11 protein-coding genes and 1 riboswitch are annotated in these 19571 nt (G+C 65.7%); of the genes, 7 read left to right on the plus strand and 4 right to left on the minus strand.

The features are described from left to right. Positions 1–14: 14 nt before the first annotated feature. Positions 15–2522, minus strand: coding sequence for a ribonucleoside-diphosphate reductase subunit alpha (locus AC1DYM_RS06290; RefSeq protein ID WP_477337022.1), 2508 nt, complete (start codon positions 2520–2522; stop codon positions 15–17). A gap of 167 nt (positions 2523–2689) precedes the next feature. Then, a riboswitch (cobalamin riboswitch) is annotated at positions 2690–2901 on the minus strand. Between the two features lie 191 nt (positions 2902–3092). On the opposite strand from AC1DYM_RS06290, the gene AC1DYM_RS06295 reads away from it, so the two are divergent. Beyond that, positions 3093–5927 (plus strand): hybrid sensor histidine kinase/response regulator, encoded by a 2835-nt coding sequence (locus AC1DYM_RS06295; RefSeq protein WP_477337024.1) that lies wholly within the window; start codon positions 3093–3095, stop codon positions 5925–5927. A gap of 99 nt (positions 5928–6026) precedes the next feature. Here the strand turns inward: AC1DYM_RS06295 and AC1DYM_RS06300 are convergent, their stop codons facing one another. Beyond that, on the minus strand, positions 6027–6935 hold the full coding sequence (locus AC1DYM_RS06300) for an SDR family oxidoreductase (RefSeq protein WP_477337026.1): 909 nt from the start codon (positions 6933–6935) through the stop codon (positions 6027–6029). A 69-nt stretch (positions 6936–7004) separates the two neighbouring features. Next, positions 7005–7451 (minus strand): DUF2501 domain-containing protein, encoded by a 447-nt coding sequence (locus AC1DYM_RS06305; protein WP_477337028.1) that lies wholly within the window; start codon positions 7449–7451, stop codon positions 7005–7007. Between the two features lie 251 nt (positions 7452–7702). Here AC1DYM_RS06305 and AC1DYM_RS06310 point away from each other — a divergent pair, with 251 nt between their 5' ends. The 5 genes from AC1DYM_RS06310 to AC1DYM_RS06330 all read left to right on the plus strand — a co-directional run bounded on the left by AC1DYM_RS06310 (position 7703) and on the right by AC1DYM_RS06330 (position 17225). Further along, positions 7703–10171, plus strand: a complete 2469-nt coding sequence (locus tag AC1DYM_RS06310; RefSeq protein WP_477337030.1) for a family 78 glycoside hydrolase catalytic domain — start codon at positions 7703–7705, stop codon at positions 10169–10171. A 122-nt stretch (positions 10172–10293) separates the two neighbouring features. Next, entirely contained in the window at positions 10294–11979 is a 1686-nt protein-coding gene (locus AC1DYM_RS06315; protein ID WP_477337032.1) for a methyl-accepting chemotaxis protein, read from the plus strand. 100 nt (positions 11980–12079) lie between these two features. Beyond that, positions 12080–12937, plus strand: a complete 858-nt coding sequence (locus AC1DYM_RS06320; protein WP_477337034.1) for an NmrA family NAD(P)-binding protein — start codon at positions 12080–12082, stop codon at positions 12935–12937. A gap of 41 nt (positions 12938–12978) precedes the next feature. After that, on the plus strand, positions 12979–14658 hold the full coding sequence (locus tag AC1DYM_RS06325; protein WP_477337036.1) for an AMP-binding protein: 1680 nt from the start codon (positions 12979–12981) through the stop codon (positions 14656–14658). A 104-nt stretch (positions 14659–14762) separates the two neighbouring features. Further along, entirely contained in the window at positions 14763–17225 is a 2463-nt protein-coding gene (locus tag AC1DYM_RS06330; RefSeq protein ID WP_477337038.1) for a membrane-bound PQQ-dependent dehydrogenase, glucose/quinate/shikimate family, read from the plus strand. Positions 17226–17315: 90 nt separating this feature from the next. Here the strand turns inward: AC1DYM_RS06330 and AC1DYM_RS06335 are convergent, their stop codons facing one another. Further along, positions 17316–18527: an MFS transporter gene (locus AC1DYM_RS06335; RefSeq protein WP_477337040.1), complete on the minus strand. Its 1212-nt coding sequence runs from the start codon at positions 18525–18527 to the stop codon at positions 17316–17318. Positions 18528–18619: 92 nt separating this feature from the next. Here AC1DYM_RS06335 and AC1DYM_RS06340 point away from each other — a divergent pair, with 92 nt between their 5' ends. Then, a complete protein-coding gene (locus AC1DYM_RS06340) occupies positions 18620–19387 on the plus strand; it encodes an AraC family transcriptional regulator (RefSeq protein ID WP_477337042.1) in 768 nt (255 codons plus the stop codon). The last annotated feature ends 184 nt before the right edge of the window (positions 19388–19571 follow it).

Genomic DNA, 19571 nt, shown 5'->3' on the forward strand with positions numbered 1-19571 from the left:
TGTTGTTGCTGTTGTTACTGGCAGGCTTCGCAGTACTCGGGGTTCTCGAGCGAGCAGAACACCGCGGCTTCGGCCTGTTCCTGCGCATCGGCGACCRGAGCGATCGGTGCCTGGACGGCGGCCGGGGAGCTCACTGTGGTTTTCGCGATACGCGTGGCAGGGCGCGAGCGCAGGTAGTAGGTCGTCTTGACGCCCGACTTCCACGCGTACATGTACATGGAGGAGAGCTGGCCGATGTTCGGGTTCTCCATGAACAGGTTCAGCGACTGGCTCTGGTCGATGTACGCACCGCGTGAGGCGGCGAGGTCGATCAACGCCTTCTGCGGCAGCTCCCACGTGGTGCGGTACACCTCGCGCAGCGCGGCCGGAATCGCGTTGATGCCCTGCACCGAACCTTCGGCGAGCTTGATCTGGTCGCGCACTTCCGCGGTCCACAGGCCCAGCGTCTTCAGCTCGTCGACCAGGTAGCGGTTGACCACGAGGAAGTCGCCCGACAGCGTCTCGCGCTTGAACAGGTTGGACACCTGCGGCTCGATGCACTCGTAGCAACCGGCGATCGAGGCGATCGTCGCGGTCGGTGCGATGGCGATGAGCAGCGAGTTGCGCAGGCCCTTGGCCTTGATCTTCTCGCGCAGTTCGGCCCAGCGGCCGTCGACGTCGGTCGGCGTGGCGGCCGGCCAGTAGTCGAACTGCATCTCGCCATTGGCCGAACGGGTTTCTTCGAAGCCCGGCAGCGGACCGTCGCGCTCGGCGATCTCGTTGGACATGGACAGCGCGTGGAAGTAGATCTCTTCCTGGATGCGCGTCGACAGCTTGCGGGCTTCTTCCGAATCGAACGGCAGGCGCAGCTTGAAGAAGACATCCTGCAGGCCCATCACGCCGAGGCCGACCGGGCGCCACTTCATGTTTGCCGTCTTCGCCGTGGCGATCGGGTAGAAGTTCAGATCGATGACACGGTTGAGCTGGCGCACGGCGGTACGCACCGTGGTGGCGAGCTTGTCGTAGTCGAACTGGCCGTCGACCACGTGGCGGGCGAGGTTCACCGAGCCGAGGTTGCACACGGCCGTCTCGCCTTCCGAGGTCACTTCGAGGATCTCGGTGCACAGGTTCGACAGGTGGATCACGTTCTGCGGCAGCGCGGTCTGGTTGCTGGTCGCGTTGGAGCGATCCTTGAAGGTCATCCAGCCATTGCCGGTCTGGGCCAGCGAACGCAGCATGCGGGCATAGAGCTCGCGGGCCTTGATCGACTTCGCGGCGAGGCCTTCGGCTTCCGCCTTTTCATAGGCGGCGTCGAAGGTCGGGCCCCAGGTGTCGACGAAGTGCGGAACGATCTTCGGATCGAACAGCGACCAGTCACCGTCGATCTCCACGCGACGCATGAAGAGGTCGGGAACCCAGTTGGCCAGATTCAGGTTGTGCGTGCGGCGCGCGTCGTCACCGGTGTTCTCGCGCAGCTCGAGGAATTCCTCGATGTCGGCGTGCCAGGATTCCAGGTACACGCAGGCCGCGCCCTTGCGCTTGCCACCCTGGTTCACCGCGGCCACGGACGCGTCGAGCGTCTTCAGCCAGGGCACGAGGCCGTTGGAGTGGCCGTTGGTGCCCTTGATCAGCGAACCGCGCGAACGGATGCGCGAGTAGGCCAGGCCGATACCGCCGGCGAACTTCGACAGCTGGGCCACGTCGCCGTACTTGGCGTAGATGGATTCCAGCGCATCCTGCGGCGAGTCGAGCAGGAAGCACGATGACAGCTGCTCGTGCGCCGTGCCGGCGTTGAACAGGGTCGGCGAGCTGGCCAGGTACTCGAGCGACGACAGCATGCGATACAGCTCGAGCGTCTCGGCGACATCGTTGCCGCCAAGCGCGCAGGCGATGCGCATGAAGAAGTACTGCGGCGTTTCGATCACGAAGCGCTTGGTCGGGTGGCGCAGCAGGTAACGGTCGTACACCGTGCGCAAGCCGAAATACTCGAAGCGGCGCGAACCGGTGGTGTCGATCGCATCGTTGAGCTTGCGCGCATTGATCAGGACGAAATCACGCAGGCGCTCGTTGAGGATGCCCAGGTCGAAGCCGGTGGAGATCGACTGCGAGAACGACTGGATGTCCTGGCCCGACACTTCCTTGTCGACGAAGGCCGAGAGCAGGCGCGCGGCCAGCTGGCCGTACTCCGGCTCTTCGGCGGTGAGGGCCGCCGAGGTGCGGATCGACAGCTGGTCGAGTTCCTGGGTGGTGGCGCCGTCGTACAGGCCGCCGATCGTCTTCAGCGCCACGCGCATCGGGTCGACCGCGAACAGGCCATCGGCGCTGCGCGTCACCGCGCGCACGATCTTGTTCACGTCGACCACTTCGTGGCCGCCATTGCGCTTGGTCACGCGCATCTGGCCGGGGTTGTGCGGCGGGGTCAGCGCGAAGGCCGGCGGCGCGTCGTTGTTCTTGTAGCCGGCGGCCAGCGCCTTGTCCGTTGCTGCAGGGGAGGTGGCGGCCGTATCGGCCGTCTCGGTGCGCTCGCGCGCTGCGGAATCCATCGTCGTCATTGTGTTGGCAGCCCCATGGCCTTGGTCAAACCCCGTTCCCGAGGAACCGGCTCGATGCGATGGCGGTGAAACGCGGGAATCGTCGAGGACGGAGCGCCGCGAAGGGCTCCGGTCCGCGACGTGCTTCCCCGCGGAAGCCGTCACTGCTATCGAGGCCGCTCGGGCTCCGATTGCTGGCAGGTCTTCGGACTTGTGGACGTGGGCCTCTCGGCCCGCCTACCCGTCGCTTCCCAGTCCCCGGAGGACCAGTGCATAGAACGGGATCGTTTCCACTTACCGCTGCGGGGCAGTTCCGGATTCACACCGGTATTCCCTATTAAGTCCGACGGGCAGTCGCGCCTCTCCGGACACCAACGGGACACACGATATAGCTGGCCGGGGGGTGCGTCAACACAAGATGTAGGGTGTTTGCCCTAGGTGCTTGATCGGCTTGGGAGTCGCCTTTGTCAAGCGGTTTTCGTGCCCTGGGGGATGAGGGTTTTGTGAAGACCGTCTACACAAAGGGAACCACCACGAACCGATAAAATCGCCGCCCATCTCCAACCCACGATTGCATTACCGATGCCCTCATCGTTCGCATTGCAGGACCAGACCCTCCTTTCCCATGCGCTCGATGGCCTGCCATTCGGCTTTGCGGCCCTGTCCGCGACGGGGGACCTGCTCTACGGCAACGCCTGGGTCACGGCGCGCCTGCGCGAACACGAGCCAACGGGGTTCCTGGCCTTGTGGGACGAGGAGAGCCGGCGCCGCCTTCTCGCGGCCCTGCCGCTGGTCGTGCCGGGCAACGGCGTGCGCGAACTGGCCCTGGGCACCGCCGATGGCGTCCCTGTGCGCGTGTCGCTGGAAGCACGCCCCGGTGTATCCGCGAGCGTGGTGGTGACGATCCGTCCGGCACACGATGGTGCGAACGGCGCCAGCGCGGCTGACGATCGCCGGCTCGCCCTGATCGAGATAGGGAACCTGCTGCGCGACCTGGAAGATCCGGCCGAGATCGCCTATCGCGTCGCCGAGGTGCTGGGTCGCACCCTGAAGGTCAGTCGCGCCGGCTACGGCACGATCGATCCGGTCGCGGAGACGATCACCGTGGAGCGCGACTGGAACGCGCCGGGGATCACCACGCTCGCCGGCGTGCTGCGCTTTCGCGACTACGGCACGTATATCGAGGAGCTCAAGCGCGGCGTAACCGTCGTCATCACCGACGCCCGGACCGACCCGCGCACCGCGGTCACGGYCGATGCGCTGGACGGCATCAGTGCCCTGTCCTTCATCAATATGCCGGTGACCGAGCGGGGCGGCTTCGTCGCGCTGCTTTATCTCAACGATGAACACCCCCGTGAATGGCTGCAGGAAGAGATCAGCTTCGTCAGCGAGGTGGCCAGCCGCACGCGGGTGGCCGTGGAACGGCGCCGCGCCGAGCACGAGTTGCGGCTGCTCGCCAAGGACCTGGAGCGCCAGGTCGTCGAGCGCACCTACGAGCGCGACCGGGTCTGGACCCTGTCCAGCGATATCCTGGTCGTCGCCGACACCGACACGCGCCTGCTGTCGGTCAATCCGGCGTGGACCGCCATCCTGGGCTGGAGCGAGCGCGACACGGTCGGCCGCTCCTACCTCGACTTCGTCCATCCGGACGACATTTTCCGTACCCAGGACGAGACCGGCCATCTTGCCGACGGTGAGACCACGCTCCGCTTCGAGAACCGCTATCGCACCGCCGACGGCGGCCTGCGCACGCTTTCCTGGCGCGCTGTGCCGAGCGAGGGCCTGATTTTCGCCGTGGCGCGCGATGTCTCGTCCGAGCGCGAGCGCGAGGCGGCGCTGGAGATCACCCAGGAACAGCTGCGTCAGGCGCAGAAGATGGACGCCATCGGTAACCTGACCGGTGGTGTCGCCCATGATTTCAACAACCTGCTTCAGGTCATCAGCGGCAATCTGCAGTTACTCGCCACCGATGTGTCGGGCAACGAGCGGGCCGAACGCCGCGTCGCCAATGCCATGGCCGGTGTCACGCGCGGGTCCAAACTCGCCGCCCAGTTGCTCGCCTTCGGCCGCCGCCAGCCGCTGGCGCCGAAGGTCGTCAACATCGGTCGCTTTGTTCGCGACATGGATGAGCTGCTGCGTCGGGCGCTCGGCGAGGCCATCGACGTGGAAACGGTGATCGCGGGTGGTTTGTGGAACACCCTGGTGGATCCCTCCAACGTCGAGAACGCGCTGCTCAATCTGGCGATCAACGCGCGCGATGCGATGAATGGGCAGGGCCGCCTGACCGTTGAGGCGGGTAACGCGCTGCTCGACGACGCCTATGCCAAGGCGCATGGCGACCTGCGTCCCGGCCAGTACGTGATGCTCGCCGTGACCGATACCGGCGCCGGCATACCGCAGGACATCCTTGGCCAGGTGTTCGATCCGTTCTTCACGACCAAACCCGAAGGTCGCGGTACGGGCCTGGGGCTGTCGATGGTCTACGGCTTCGTGAAACAGTCCGGTGGCCACGTGAAGATCTATAGCGAGCCGGGCGAAGGCACGACGGTGAAGATCTACCTGCCGCGCTCGGTGCAGGGCGAGGACCGCGTGGTCGATATCGAGGAAGAAGGCGTACGCGGCGGCGACGAAACCATCCTCGTCGCCGAGGACGATGAGGCGGTACGCGAGACCGTGGTCGGCTTGCTCGCCGACCTCGGATACCGCGTGTTGAAGGCGCGTGATGCGGAAAGTGCGTTGTCGATCATCGAGAGCGGCATCGCCATCGATCTGCTGTTCACCGATGTCGTCATGCCCGGTCCGCTGCGCAGCCCGGAACTGGCACGCAAGGCCGCCGAGCGTCAGCCCGGCATCGGCGTGCTGTTCACCTCGGGCTATACCGAGAACGCCATCGTGCACGGCGGCCGCCTGGACGAAGGCGTGGAGTTGCTGAGCAAGCCGTATTCGCGTGAAGCCCTGGCGCGGAAGATCCGCCATGTGCTCGCCGGGCGCGTGCCGCGCACGCCGGTCGATCCCAGGGCCGCACCGGCACCGTCGCTACCGCCGCCGAAGGGCGCCCCGGCTTCGTTGCGTGTGCTGGTGGTCGAGGACGATGCACTCATCCGCATGTCGATTGCCGAGATGCTCGAGAGCCGCGGGCACATCGTCTTCGAAGCGGGCGACGGCGTCGAGGCCATGCGCTGGCATGGCGCCGAGGATATCGACATCCTGCTCACCGACGTCGGCCTGCCCGGGATGAACGGTGTCGAGGTCGCCGAGCGCATGCGTGAGGTACAGCCGTCGCTGCCGGTGCTTTTCGCCACGGGCGACCAGACCGCCAATGGCGTCGAGCGCGATGCGCGGACAGCGATCATCGTGAAGCCGTATGGGGTGGCGGACCTGATCGAGGCGATCGGGCGGATTACGCGGGAATCGTAAAAGCATCGCCGATGAATCGGCTCCTACCGAGCAGGTTCTCGTGCTTTGGTAGGAGCCGATTTATCGGCGAAGGGTGCTCGCCTCAAGGCAGCGCCCTCATCAAGGCAACATATGCCCCCCGGTCACCCCATACGTCTCGCCGGTAATAAAGCTCGCCTCCTGCGACGCCAGCAGGACGTACACCGGCGCACACTCCACCGGCTGTCCCGGGCGCTTCAGCGGCACGTTCTTGCCGAACTCCACTAGCTTCTCCTGCGGCTGTCCACCACTCGGCTGCAACGGCGTCCACACCGGACCCGGCGCCACCGCATTCACGCGGATGCCTTTCTCAGCGGCCTGCTTGGCCAGCGCCTTGGTGAAGGCGACGATGGCGGCCTTCGTGGGCGCGTAGTCGAGCAGGATGTCCGAAGGCTCATACGCCTGGATCGAAGCCGTATTCACGATCGCCGCGCCCGGCGGCATGTGCGGCAGGGCCGCCTTGCACAGCCAGAAGAGCGCAAACACATTCGTCTGGAAGGTTGCCTGGAACGCTGCGCTATCCAGTTCGGCGATGGATTTGGCGAACTGCTGGCGCCCCGCGACGTTCGCAAGGATGTCGAGGCCGCCAAGATCCTTCACGGCCCTGGCGACGAGCTGCTTGCAGAAGGCTTCGTCCTTCAGGTCACCCGGTACGCCAATCACGGTATGGCCTTCGCCGGTGAGCAGGGCGATCACGTCGTCGGCGTCTTCCTGTTCTTCGGGGAGGTAGTTGATCATCACGCTGGCGCCTTCACGCGCGAACGCGATTGCGGCGGCGCGGCCGATGCCGGAGTCGCCACCGGTGACCAGGGCCTTGCGACCCTTCAGGCGACCATTGCCGCGGTAGCTGGTCTCGCCGTGGTCGGGTTTCGGCACCATGTCGGCCGCGAGGCCGGGTGCCGGCTGGGGCTGCTTGGAAAAATCCGGCTGCGGATACTGCGTCCGCGGGTCGCGCATGGCATAGGGGTCGTACGTGGCGTGCTTCGCCATGGGGAGATCCTCGGGGTGGGAGGTCTCCCGGTTTACGGGGCGGGACGTCCATGTCCCGTCCACGTCATGTCATTTGCCCATGCCGCCGAGCATGCCCTTGCCCTGCTTGAGCACGACATCGCAGGCCTTCTTGGTGACCTTGGCTTTCATGTCGCCCATGGGGGAGCTGTCCGAGCCGCCTGCGCCACCCAGATCCACGGTCTTGCCGTCCTTGGATTTGAGCAGGCCCTTGGCGCCGTCGAGATACCCCTTGTCCTGCGTCGGCGCGGCGGCGGTCGCGGACGAGCCGCCACCCAGCTTGCCGAGCAGTTGATCCTTCACGCCCGAAGCGCCGCTGTCGCCGCCGAGGTAGTTGTTGGTGACGCAGTACTGCAGGATGCCGGCGACGTTGCCCATGCTGCCGGAGGTGAGCGAGCTGCTGGACGATCCACCCATCAGCTTGTCGAGCTGACCGGCGGATGCCACGGGAGCGGCGATGGCGAGGGTGAGGGCGATGCCGGCGAGGACGGTCTTCATGACGTTGGCTCCGGAGGGTCGAGGTCCGGAAGGGATAAACCTTCGCGCGTTAGACGGATGTAAGCGGTCCGCCGCCAGCCCGTCTTCGTGCCGGTTATGCTCGACCGTCCCTCCTCGCATCGGTCCCGGCCTTGCCAAGCACCCGCCTCCTGCCCATCGCCCTCGCGCTCGCCCTCACGGCCTCGCTCTTTGTGGGAGCCGATTCATCCGCGAAGGGTGCTAGCGACGGACCATCCATCCAATCCCCCCGCGTGGAACGCAGCAACACCCCCAGCTACGTAGACACACCCACCCCACGCTTCTCCTGGCTCATCGCGTCACGCGTCAACGGCACCCGCCAGACCGGCTACCGTATCGTCGTGACACACGACGGCAAGGCCGTCTGGGACAGCGGTGACGTCCCCTCGCCGCAATCCTTCGACATCGACTACGCAGGTCCCGCGCTCTTGCCAGGGCAACGCTACGAATGGCGCGCCGATGTGCATACCTCGGACGGCGACGGCAGCACGACATCGCACTTTGACACGGCACTCGACGAGCCGGGCTGGCACGGCGCGCAATGGATCGGCAAGGCCGACGCGACAAGCGTGCCCGCACCGTTGCTGCGCAAGTCGTTCCATGTCGATGCGAACGCCACGCGCGCAACGCTTTATGTCGCCGCGGGCGGATACGCCGACCTTTCCATCGATGGGCGGCCGGTCGGCGATGCCGTGCTCTCCCCCGGCTTCACCGACTACGACAAGCGCGTGGAAGTGGTCGCCACCGATGTCGCGCTGACGCCAGGCGAACATACGCTCGCTGCCGAACTGGGTCGCGGTTTCTACGGCATGACCAACCCGAACGTCTGGCATTGGGAACGCGCGCCCTGGCACGGGCAACCGCGCATGCGTGCGTTACTGCGCATTCGCTATGACGACGGACACGTGCAGGACATCGTCACCGACGACAGCTGGCGCATGGCCGACGGCCCGACGCGTCTGGATGATCTCTACGGTGGCGAAACCTACGACGCACGCGCATCGACGCCGACGATGTGGGCGCCGGCGGCGGAGCTTCCCGCACCGCGCGGCAAGCTCGTCGCGCAGACCGAACAACCGATCCGCGTGATCGACACCTTGCACGCCACCTCGGTGACCGAGCCGAAGCCCGGCGTGTTCGTCTTCGCTTTCGCGCGCGTCATCGCAGGCTGGGCGAGTTTCGACGTGACCGGTCCGGCGGGGACGACGATCACGGCGCATTACGGTGAGAAGCTGATGCCCGATGGCACGGTGGATGCGCGCGACGAGCATCACTATTTCAAGGCGGGATTCCAGACGGATCGGCTCACGCTTGCCGGCACACGCGAGCGCTGGCATCCGCGGTTCTCCTACAAGGGCTTCCGCTACGTGCAGGTCGAAGGCTGGCCGGGCGACAAGCCGGCACTCGGCGCCGTCACCGCGCAGGTCGTGCATACCGACGTCGCCGTGACCGGCCGCTTCGAGAGCGCGAACCCCTTGCTCGACTGGATCCATCGCGCCGCCGTCGACACCTTGCTCAACAACCTCTACGGCATCCCCACTGATACACCGATGTACGAAAAGAACGGCTGGACCGGCGACGGCATGCTCGGTGCGGATATGTTCCTGCGCAACGTCGATGCCGATCGCCTGCTGGCGAAGTGGGTGCGCGACATCGCCGATACGCGCAAGGCGGATGGTTCGCCTTTGCTGATCGCGCCGAATCCCGGCTGGGGCGACGTCCGCGCGCCGACCTGGCACGCCGCCTATGTGCTGGTGCCGTGGTCACTCTGGATGAACGCGGGTGATCGTCGCCCCATCGATGAACATATCGAAGGCATCGCGCGCTATGTGGCGATGGAGAACGCGCGTTCGCCCGGAGGTATCGCCGATACCGAACTGGGCGACTGGGTGAGTCCGGAAACCGACCCGGGTGGTGAGAATGCGCCGGAAGACAAACGCGTCGCCGCCACGGCGTACCTGTATCGCATGCAGCGCGTCACCGCGGACATGCTTCGCCTGCGCGGCGACACAACACGTGCGGCGGGATTCGATGCGCAGGCGGATCTCGTGCGCGACGCCTTCAATGCACGCTTCCTCGATCGCGTAGCCGGTCACTACCGGGGCGAGGGCGATGAGGGCTATCGCCAGGCGCACAACCTGCTGGCGCTGGCCTTCGGGCTGGTGCCCGACGACTTGCGCGATCGCGTCGCCGCCGGCGTGGCGGAGGATGCGAAGGCCCGGGGCGACCACCTCGATACCGGCGCCCTGGCGACCAAGATTATCCTCCCGGTGCTCACGGCGACCGGGCACGCCGACGAGGCCTGGCGCATCGCTACCCAGGTGAGTTTTCCGAGTTGGGGCTTCTGGCGGGCGAACGGCGCGACCAGCCTGTGGGAGCACTGGAAGCTGGCCTCGCGCTCGCGGGGACATTATTTCCTCGGCACGGTGGATGACTGGCTGTTTGGCGACGTTGCCGGGTTGCGGCCGTTGGAACCGGGTTGGCGCCGCATCGAGGTGCGGCCGGCGGTGACCGCGTGGCTGGATCATGCTTCCGCCGCTGTGATGACGCCATATGGGGAGGCTTCGGTGGCTTGGCGGAAGGTGGGTGGGCGGGTGGAGCTGAATGTGCATGTGCCGGTGGGGGCGGAGGCGGTCATCGGGCTGCCTGGGCGGTCGGACAGGGTTGTGGGGTCGGGGGATCATCATTTGGGCGCTCCGTAGGGATCGCCGATGAATCGGCTCCTACACGGGGCCGGTCGGGTGCGTCGTTCACAAAAGTGTCGTAAAGACCTGCGAATTCCGGCCGTTAATGCATACACGGGGAAAGCACAGGGTGACGGTACATGTCCGCATTGAAGAACTGGTTCGGCCGCACGACGTTGAACGCGCGCGTGTGGATGGTGATGACCGTGGTGGTGCTTGGTCTGGTCGGGCAGACCGTCATGTCGGGCGTGGAAAGTCGCCATGTGCAGATGACGCAGCTGGCCGACACGCTGGAGCAGCACGTGACCGCCGCGATCGCCGTGGCGGAGGCGTATCACGCGCGCGCTGAAAAGGGCCAGATGAGCGATCTTGAAGCGCGCGTCGCCGCACTCGACGACATCCAGGCGATGCGCTGGTCGAACAACACCGGATACGTCTTCGCGTTCGACTCGGCGCTGACGATGCGCATGCATCCGCTGCGCGCCGACGACATCGGCAAGAACATTCGCGACGACAAGGACGGCAAGGGTTTCCATCAGTACGTGGCCATGCTCGACGCCGACACGAAGGACGGCCATGGCATGACGCGTTACACGCAGGTCATGCCCAAGACCAACGAGCTCAGGGACAAGATCAGCTATTCCAGCTGGTACAAGCCCTGGGACCTGCACTTCATCTCCGGGGCCTATTTCAGCGACATCGACGCGGCCTTCCACGCGCAGCTGCAGCGTGACCTGCTGAAGTCCGCGGTCATCGCCGGTCTCGCCCTGCTGGTGATCTGGCTGTCGATGAGCAGTATCCGGGCGACGGTCGGTGGTGAGCCGCGTGACGCCGTGCATATTGCCGGCCGTATCGCCGGTGGCGACCTGCGCAGCGACGGTGGCGAGTACGCCCCGGCCAGCCTGCTCGGCGCACTGGAGCGCATGCGCGGTACCTTGTCTTCCATTGTTTCCGAAGTGCAGCAAGGGGCGCATGTGGTCGCCACGACGTCCGCCGAGATTGCGCGTGGCAACGACGACTTGTCGCAGCGCACGCAGGAGCAGGCGTCCAGCCTCGAAGAAACCGCGGCATCCATGGAAGAAATGACCGCCACGGTGAAGCAGAACGCGGAAAACGCCACCGCCGCCGACCGACTCTCGCGTCATGCGCGCAGCGAAGCGGAGAAGGGTGGCGACGTGGTTGGCGAAGCCATGGCCGCCATGCGTGAGATCGGCGACTCCAGCCGCCGCATTGGCGACATCGTCGGTCTGATCGACGAGATCGCCTTCCAGACCAACCTGCTGGCGCTCAACGCTGCCGTGGAAGCGGCACGCGCCGGCGAACAAGGTCGGGGCTTCGCGGTCGTGGCGGCGGAAGTGCGTCGACTGGCCCAGTCCAGCGCCGCGGCGTCGCGCGAGATCAAGGGACTGATCGCCGAAAGCGGTGAACGTGTCGAGATCGGTGCCGCGCTGGTCGAGCAGTCCTCCGGGGCCTTGCGCGACATCGTCGCCAGCGTGAAGAAGGTGACCGACATCGTCGCCGAGATCGCCGCGGCCAGCGCCGAGCAGTCGGCAGGCGTGGATCAGGTCAACCTGGCCATCGCGCAGATCGACCAGGTGACCCAGGAGAACGCCGCGCTGGTGGAAGAGGCTGCCGCCGCGGCCAAGTCCATGCAGGACCAGGCGCACTCGCTGAGCGATCAGGTGGCGTTCTTCACCGTGGACGGCACCGCCAGCGCCGAGCGGCGAGCCCCTGCTTCGGCGGTGGAACGGGCGGCGCACGACCTCAGTTTCGGCCAGTCGGCGCCAGTGAAGAAGGGCAGCGATGCCTGGGCGGCATTTGCCTGAGGTGACAGAACGTCACTAAAGCGCTGCGAATAAGTCGCTTCAGTCAACAGTCCCGTCGGCCTATCGTCCTCCTCGTCGCTATCAACACGAGGAGAACGTCATGTACGCCATTACCGGAATCACCGGCCAGGTCGGCACCGCCCTTGCCGACGCGCTGTTCGCCGCAGGCAAGCCTTTCCGCGCGGTCGTTCGCGATGCAGCGAAGGGTGTGGTCTTCGCCGAGCGCGGTGCCGACGTCGCCGTCGCCGACGTGGATGACACGCCGGCGCTGACCCGTGCCTTCGAGGGGGCGGAAGCGATCTTCGTCCTGTTGCCGCCGCTGTTCGATCCGTCGCCGGGCTATCCCGAATCGACGCGTAGCATCGCCTCGATCCGCGACGCCCTGCTTGCCGCCCGTCCTGACCGCGTCGTCGTCCTGTCGACCGTCGGTGCGCACGCCACCGAGGAAAACCTCCTCTCACAGCTGGGTCGCATGGAAGATGTGCTGGGCAAGCTGCCCATGCCGGTGACCTTTCTGCGCGCCGGCTGGTTCTTCGAGAACGCCCAATGGGATGCTGCCGCGGCGCGCGAGACGGGTGTCATCGACAGCTATTTGTACCCGCTCGATCGCAAAGTGCCCATGGTTGCCACGAAGGACATCGGCGAGCTGGCCGCCACGCTCCTGGGTGAGGCCTCGACGGGCGTCCGCGTGGTCGAACTCGAAAGTACCGAGCGGACCAGCCCGGACGATATCGCTGCGGCCTTCGCCAAAGCGCTCGGTCGCGACGTGGTCGCCCGTGTCGTGCCGCGTGACGAATGGGAATCGCGTTTCGTCGCCCAGGGCATGACGAACCCGACCCCTCGCACGCGCATGCTGGATGGCTTCAACGAAGGCTGGATCGACTTCGAAGGGACCCCGGTGAAAGGCCGTACGGGTGTCGACGAGGTGATCGCCCGGTTGGTGAGTCGCGGCGGCTGACCTATCCTGCGTTGCAACGCCGCTGCTCGAGGAACGCCCGCATGGATCACACCGCCAGTTATGTCCACGGTGCGAGCGCGACGCCGTTGCTCGGTGAAACGGTCGGGACCATGCTCGACCGTATCGCCGCACGCTGGCCGGACCGGCCGGCCCTGGTCGTACGCCAGCAGGGCATTCGCTGGACGTACGCGGCGTTCCACGCCGAGGTGGAGCGGGTGGCGGCCGGTCTGCTCGCGCTCGGCCTGGAACGCGGCGATCGCGTCGGTATCTGGGCGCCGAACCGGGCCGAGTGGGTCGTGGCGCAGTTTGCCGCGCCGAAGGCCGGCCTCATCCTCGTCAACATCAATCCGGCGTATCGCTCGCACGAGCTGGCCTATTCGTTGAACAAGGTGGCCTGTCGCGCCCTGATCCTGCCGCGGGCGTTCAAGAGTTCGCGCTACCTCGAGATCCTCAGCGGCCTCGCGCCGGAGCTCGCCAGTTCGATACCCGGCGGCCTGCGTGCCGCCGCATTGCCGGACCTGCGTCACGTCATCCTGCTCGACGATGAGCCGGCAGCAGGCACACGACGCTGGGCCGACATCGTCGCCGACGCGGAAGCGCGGGCACGGCTCGCCGCGATCGAAACCGAGCTGTCGTTCGACGACCCGGTGAATATCCAGTTCACCTCCGGTACGACAGGCGCACCGAAGGGTGCCACGCTCACGCATCACAACATCCTCAACAACGGCTTTTTCATTGGCGAGGCCATGCGCCTCACCGAAGAGGACCGGCTGTGCATCCCGGTGCCGTTCTATCACTGCTTCGGCATGGTGCTGGGCAACCTTGCCTGCGTGACGCACGGTGCCTGCATGGTCATCCCCGGCGAAGGCTTCGACGCGCTGGCGACGCTGGAGGCCGTGGCCGAGGAGCGATGTACAGGCTTGCATGGTGTGCCGACCATGTTCATCGCCGAGCTGGAACATCCCCGTTTCCACGAGTTCGACCTCACCTCGCTGCGTACCGGCATCATGGCAGGCTCGCCGTGTCCGATCGAGATCATGCGTCGCGTAGTGCGCGACATGCACATGGCCGAAGTGACGATCGCCTATGGCATGACCGAGACGAGTCCGGTGAGTTTCCAGACCGTCGCGGAAGATCCGCTCGAACTTCGCGTCTCGACGGTCGGAAGGGTGCATCCGCATGTGGAGGTGAAGATCGTCGATGAAACCGGGCGTGTCGTGCCGCGCGGCCAGACAGGCGAACTTCTGACGCGTGGCTACTCGGTCATGCGCGGCTACTGGGGCGACGAAGCCAATACGCGCACCGCGCTCGACGAGGCGCGCTGGATGCATACGGGCGATCTGGCCACGATCGACGCCGCCGGGTACTGCACTATCGTCGGTCGCCTGAAGGACATGATCATTCGCGGTGGCGAGAACATCTATCCGCGCGAGATCGAGGAGTTCCTCTACGGCCATCCGGATATCCAGGATGTGCAGGTCTTCGGTGTGCCGGACGAGCGCCTGGGCGAGCAGGTCTGTGCCTGGATACGCCTGCGCGACGGGTCGTCCGTATCGGCAGCCGCCATCCAGGATTACTGCCGGCGACATCTCGCGTACTTCAAGGTGCCGCATTACGTGCGCTTCGTCGATGCCTTCCCCATGACGGTAACCGGCAAGGTGCAGAAATACCTGATGCGCGAAGCGATGCTGGCCGCGCTTGCCGAAAAGGCGAGTGCGTAACGGCGTTCGCAAGAAAGTGTGACGTCGCACCTCTACCTCGGATTCACGCCCTGAGCACCACCCTGTACGCAGGGGTGGGGGTACTGCTCATGACGAGGCGTCACGTGAAACGAGTCAGAAGATTTCATCCGGCAACGCTGTTTACGGCGTTCCTGTTCGCGCTGGCCGGTGTCGCGACCTTGCTCGGTGGCATACGCCTCGTCAGTCTCGGCGGCTCCATCTACTATCTTGTGGCTGGCGCGATCCTGCTGGTCGTCGCCCTCCTGTTGCTGCTGCGACAACGCCTCGCTGTCGGCCTCTACGCGCTCATGCTGATCGGCAGCGCCGCCTGGTCGGTGTGGGAAGTCCACTGGGATTTCTGGCAACTGCTGCCGCGCCTCGACGTGTGGTTCGTGCTTGGCCTGTGGCTACTGTTGCCCTGGCCGCGACGTGGGCTTGGGCGCGATCGCTATTACGACAGCGCGCGCGATACCGGTGGCGGCTTTCTCTTCGTATCTTTGCTGATCGTGGCAGTCGTCGGCGTTGTCGGCGTGTTTCATGTCGATCACGAGCTGCCCGGCGAACTGCCGATGGCCGATGTGTCCGGCCCGCAGGGCGATCGCGCCGCGCGTGCGGATGCCGACTGGACCGACTACGGCAGCTCGCCGTATGGCCAGCGCTATTCGCCGCTGACCCAGATCACGCCCGACAACGTCGGTCAGTTGCAGGTCGCGTGGAAGATCGAGACCGGCGACAAGGTGGGTCCGGACGATCCGACCGAGACGACGTCCGAAAACACCCCGCTCAAGATCGGCGACACCGTCTATCTCTGCACGCCACACAGCCGCGTCATCGCGGTCGATGCGGCCACCGGACAGAAGCGCTGGGAGTTCGACCCGAAGATCCAGAGTCCGGTCGGTTTCAAGCACTGGGAGCACATGACGTGCCGCGGCGTCTCGTACCACGACGATGCGAAGTACGCGTCCGCCGTGATTCCCGCGCCGGCAACGACAGCCGCCGGCGCTCCCGCCGCCGCGTCGACCGCGCCGTTGCCGCCGACCGCCACGGCATCGGCGACGTGTCCGCGTCGTCTGTTCCTGCCGACCGCCGATGCACGCCTCATCGCGCTCGATGCGGATTCCGGTCAGCCCTGCGCCGATTTCGGCGACAAGGGCACGATCAACCTGCGCAGCAACGTCGGCCCGTTCACGCCGGGTGGTTATTACTCCACCTCGCCGCCGGCCGTGACCAGGGATCTCGTCATCATCGGCGGTCACGTGACCGACAACGAATCGACCAACGAGCCGTCCGGCGTGATCCGCGCTTACGACGTGCACGACGGTCACCTGGTCTGGAATTTCGATCCGGGCAATCCGGACGCGACCGCGCCGATCGGTCCCGATGGGATCTATACGCGTAATTCGCCCAACGTCTGGTCGCTCTTCAGCGTCGACGAGAACCTGGGCATCGTCTACTTGCCCATGGGTAACCAGACGCCGGACCAGTTCGCCGGTGGTCGCACGCCCACCTCGGAGAAATTCGGCGCGGGCCTTGTCGCCCTCGACATCGCCACGGGCAAGGTGAAGTGGAACTACCAGTTCACGCACCACGACCTGTGGGACATGGACGTGGGCGGCCAACCGACCCTCGTCGACCTGCAGACGGCCGACGGTGTGAAGCCCGCTGTGCTCGCGTCGACCAAGCAGGGCAGCGTCTACGTGCTCGATCGTCGCGACGGCACGCCTATCGTCCCGATCAACGAAGTGCCGCGTCCACAAGGTGCCGTGCCGGGCGACCACACCGCACCGACGCAGCCGCTGTCCGATCTCAACTTCGCGCCGCCGCAGATTCGCGAGCAGGACATGTGGGGAACCACGCCCTTCGATCAGCTGTGGTGTCGCGTGCGCTTTCGTTCGCTGCGCTACGAGGGCATGTTCACGCCGCCGTCGGAGCAGGGATCGCTGGTTTTCCCGGGTAACTTCGGTGTGTTCGACTGGGGCGGCATCTCGGTCGATCCGACGCGTCAACTGATGCTGATCAATCCCAGCTACATGGCCTTCCAGTCGAAGCTGATTCCGAAGGAGAAGCTGGCGAAGATGGAAGTCGGCCCCGCGAAGAGCGAGACCGAAGGTGTGAAGAAGGCCGAAGGCATTCCCTACGGCATCGAACTCTCGGCCTTCCTGTCGCCGCTGGGTATTCCGTGCCAGGCGCCGCCGTGGGGTTACGTGGCGGGTGTGGACCTGCGCAGCGGCAAGATGCTCTGGCGGCACAAGAACGGCACGATCGTCGATAGTGCGCCGCTGCCGATCCCGATGCCGCTCGGCGTACCGAGCCTGGGTGGCATGGTCACCACCGCCGGTGGCGTCACCTTCCTCAGCGGCACGCTGGACTACTACGTGCGCGGCTACGACGTGCGCACGGGCAGGAAGCTGTGGGAGTCGCGTCTACCCGCAGGCGGGCAGGCCACGCCGATGACGTATGCGGATAGCAGCGGTCGTCAGTACCTGTTGGTGACCGCCGGTGGGCATGGTTCGCTGGGCACGAAACAGGGTGACTGGGTGATTGCTTACGCGCTGCCTAAGCCGTAAAGCATCGCCCCGTGTGTGAAAAGCATCGCCGATAAATCGGCTCCTACCAGAGCGGGGTAGGAGCCGATTCATCGGCGAAGCTCTTCAGGATTACCGCGCCGCCTTCCGCGTATCCGGCAGAAACGCCGCCAGCAGCCCAATCAACGGCAGGAACGCGCAAATCCGATACACCGCTTCGATGCCGATATGGTCCGCCAGCTCGCCGAGCACGGCCGCGCCCAGCCCGCCCATGCCGAACGAGAAGCCGAAGAACAAGCCGGAAATCATGCCGACCTTGCCCGGTACGAGTTCCTGTGCGAACACCACGATCGCCGGGAAGGCCGACGCCAGGATCAGCCCGATCGCCACCGTCAGTGGCGCCGTCCAGAACAGGCTGGCGTAGGGCAGGAGCAGGGTGAAGGGCAGGGTGCCCAGGATCGAGAACCAGATCACCCGCTTGCGGCCGATGCGATCGCCGAGTGGCCCGCCGAGGATGGTGCCCACGGCCACCGCGCCGAGGAACGCGAACAGGTGCAGCTGCGCGTTCTCCACCGACACGTTGAAGCGGTGGATGAGATAGAAGGTGAAGTAGCTGGTCAGGCTGGCCAGGTACACGTACTTCGAGAAGATCATCGCGAGTAGCACGGCGATACCGCGTTTGGCCTCGGCGCTGGTGTGCGTCACCGGTGCCTGCTTCGCCGCGCTGGCCTTCAGTCGCGGCAGGCCATGGTGCTTGTACCACTGGCCGACGTTCCAGAGGATCGCACCGGAAAGCAGGGCCAGCAGGGCGAAGAAGGCCAGGCTCGACTGGCCCCAGCGCACGACGACGACCGCAGCGGCGAGCGGGCCCAGCGCCTGGCCGGCATTGCCGCCGACCTGGAACAGCGACTGAGCCAGGCCGTGCCGGCCACCGGAGGCCATGCGCGCCACCCGCGAGGATTCCGGATGGAAGACCGATGAGCCCATGCCCAGCAGCGAGGCGCCGACGAGCAGCATCGGATAGGTGTGTGCGATGGACAGCACGAGCAGACCGGCCAGCGAGAACAGCGTGCCACCGGGCAGCGCGAGCGGCGTCGGCCGGCGATCCGCATACAGGCCGACCAGCGGCTGCAGGATCGAGGCGGTGATCTGGTAGGTCAGCGTGATCAGGCCGATCTGGCCGAAGTCCAGATGAAAGCCTTCTTTCAGGCCTGGATAAATCGCCGGCAAGAGCGATTGCATCATGTCGTTGAGCAAATGGCAGAAGCTGATCGCGAAGATCACGCCGAACACGGTCGGGTCCGCGCGCGGTGTGTCCACCGTCGCGCTGGCGGGCGCTTGCATGGGGTCGTCCTGGGGATCGGGGAGGCCTATGAGACCACGCTTCCGGGCGTCCCGCGCTAGGATATGGGTCAGACACGTTTGAGATCGGGACAATGATCGTCAAGTACGACCCCGTGGCCTTCGAGGCCGTGCCCCGGCCGGTGGTGTCCCGTGGTCATGAATACCCGGCCTCGTTCGAAATGGCCACGCACCAGCACCGGCGGGGCCAGCTGCTTTATGCGGCGGCGGGCACGGTGGCGGTGACGACGCCGGAGGGTGCCTGGATCGCCCCGCCCGAGCGCGCCGTGTGGATTCCCGGTGGTACGCCGCACTCGGTGCGCATGGTCGGCAGCGTGAGCACGCGCAGCGTCTACATCGAGCAGTCCGCCAGTACCGCCCTGGGCAATCACTGCCGCGTGCTGGCGGTGGCGCCCTTGCTGCGTGCCCTCCTGGTTGCAGCGGTGGATGTCCCACGCGAGTACGACCAGGATGGACGCGACGGTCTGCTGATGTCCCTGGTGGTCGAGGAGATCGCCCGCGCGCCGACCATCCCGCTGGCCTTGCCCTTGCCTACGTATGCGCCGCTCGCCGCCCTTTGCGCGGCCTTCCTCGAGCAGCCACGCATGAGCGAGACCATCGACGACTGGGCGGCCGACCTGGGCATGCACCGACGTCGCTTCACCCGGTTGTTTCGCCGGGAAACGGGCACGAGTTTCGCGCAGTGGCGACAGCAGGCCTGCCTGCTGGTCGCCTTGCCGCGGCTGGCGGCCGGGGAGCCGGTGACCACGGTTGCCCTGGACCTTGGCTACGAAAGCCCGACCAGCTTTTCGACCATGTTTCGTCGGGTGCTGGGCAAGTCACCGAGTCACTACCGGCCTTGAGGTGCCTGCAACGATCGTACCCGCGAACGGTTGACATTCGCGGAATACTAACGCAGCATGCAATCTCGTTAAGACTTTTAGACGTCTATACTGCCGACTGACACACAGGCAACCATCTTGATCATTCAGCCCTCAACGCGCACGCACCTTCTGATCGATATCGTTTCGATCGGTGCGTGTCGCT

The sequence above is a fragment of the Luteibacter sp. P1_D3 genome (genome assembly GCF_056406135.1).

What these genes read in the sequence shown, in the direction of transcription:
- AC1DYM_RS06320 (WP_477337034.1), top strand. Translation starts at nt 12,080, where the DNA reads ATGTACGCCATTACCGGAATCACCGGCCAGGTCGGCACCGCCCTTGCC.
- AC1DYM_RS06335 (WP_477337040.1), bottom strand. Translation starts at nt 18,527, where the DNA reads ATGCAAGCGCCCGCCAGCGCGACGGTGGACACACCGCGCGCGGACCCG.
- AC1DYM_RS06315 (WP_477337032.1), top strand. Translation starts at nt 10,294, where the DNA reads ATGTCCGCATTGAAGAACTGGTTCGGCCGCACGACGTTGAACGCGCGC.
- AC1DYM_RS06340 (WP_477337042.1), top strand. Translation starts at nt 18,620, where the DNA reads ATGATCGTCAAGTACGACCCCGTGGCCTTCGAGGCCGTGCCCCGGCCG.
- AC1DYM_RS06325 (WP_477337036.1), top strand. Translation starts at nt 12,979, where the DNA reads ATGGATCACACCGCCAGTTATGTCCACGGTGCGAGCGCGACGCCGTTG.
- AC1DYM_RS06305 (WP_477337028.1), bottom strand. Translation starts at nt 7,451, where the DNA reads ATGAAGACCGTCCTCGCCGGCATCGCCCTCACCCTCGCCATCGCCGCT.
- AC1DYM_RS06300 (WP_477337026.1), bottom strand. Translation starts at nt 6,935, where the DNA reads ATGGCGAAGCACGCCACGTACGACCCCTATGCCATGCGCGACCCGCGG.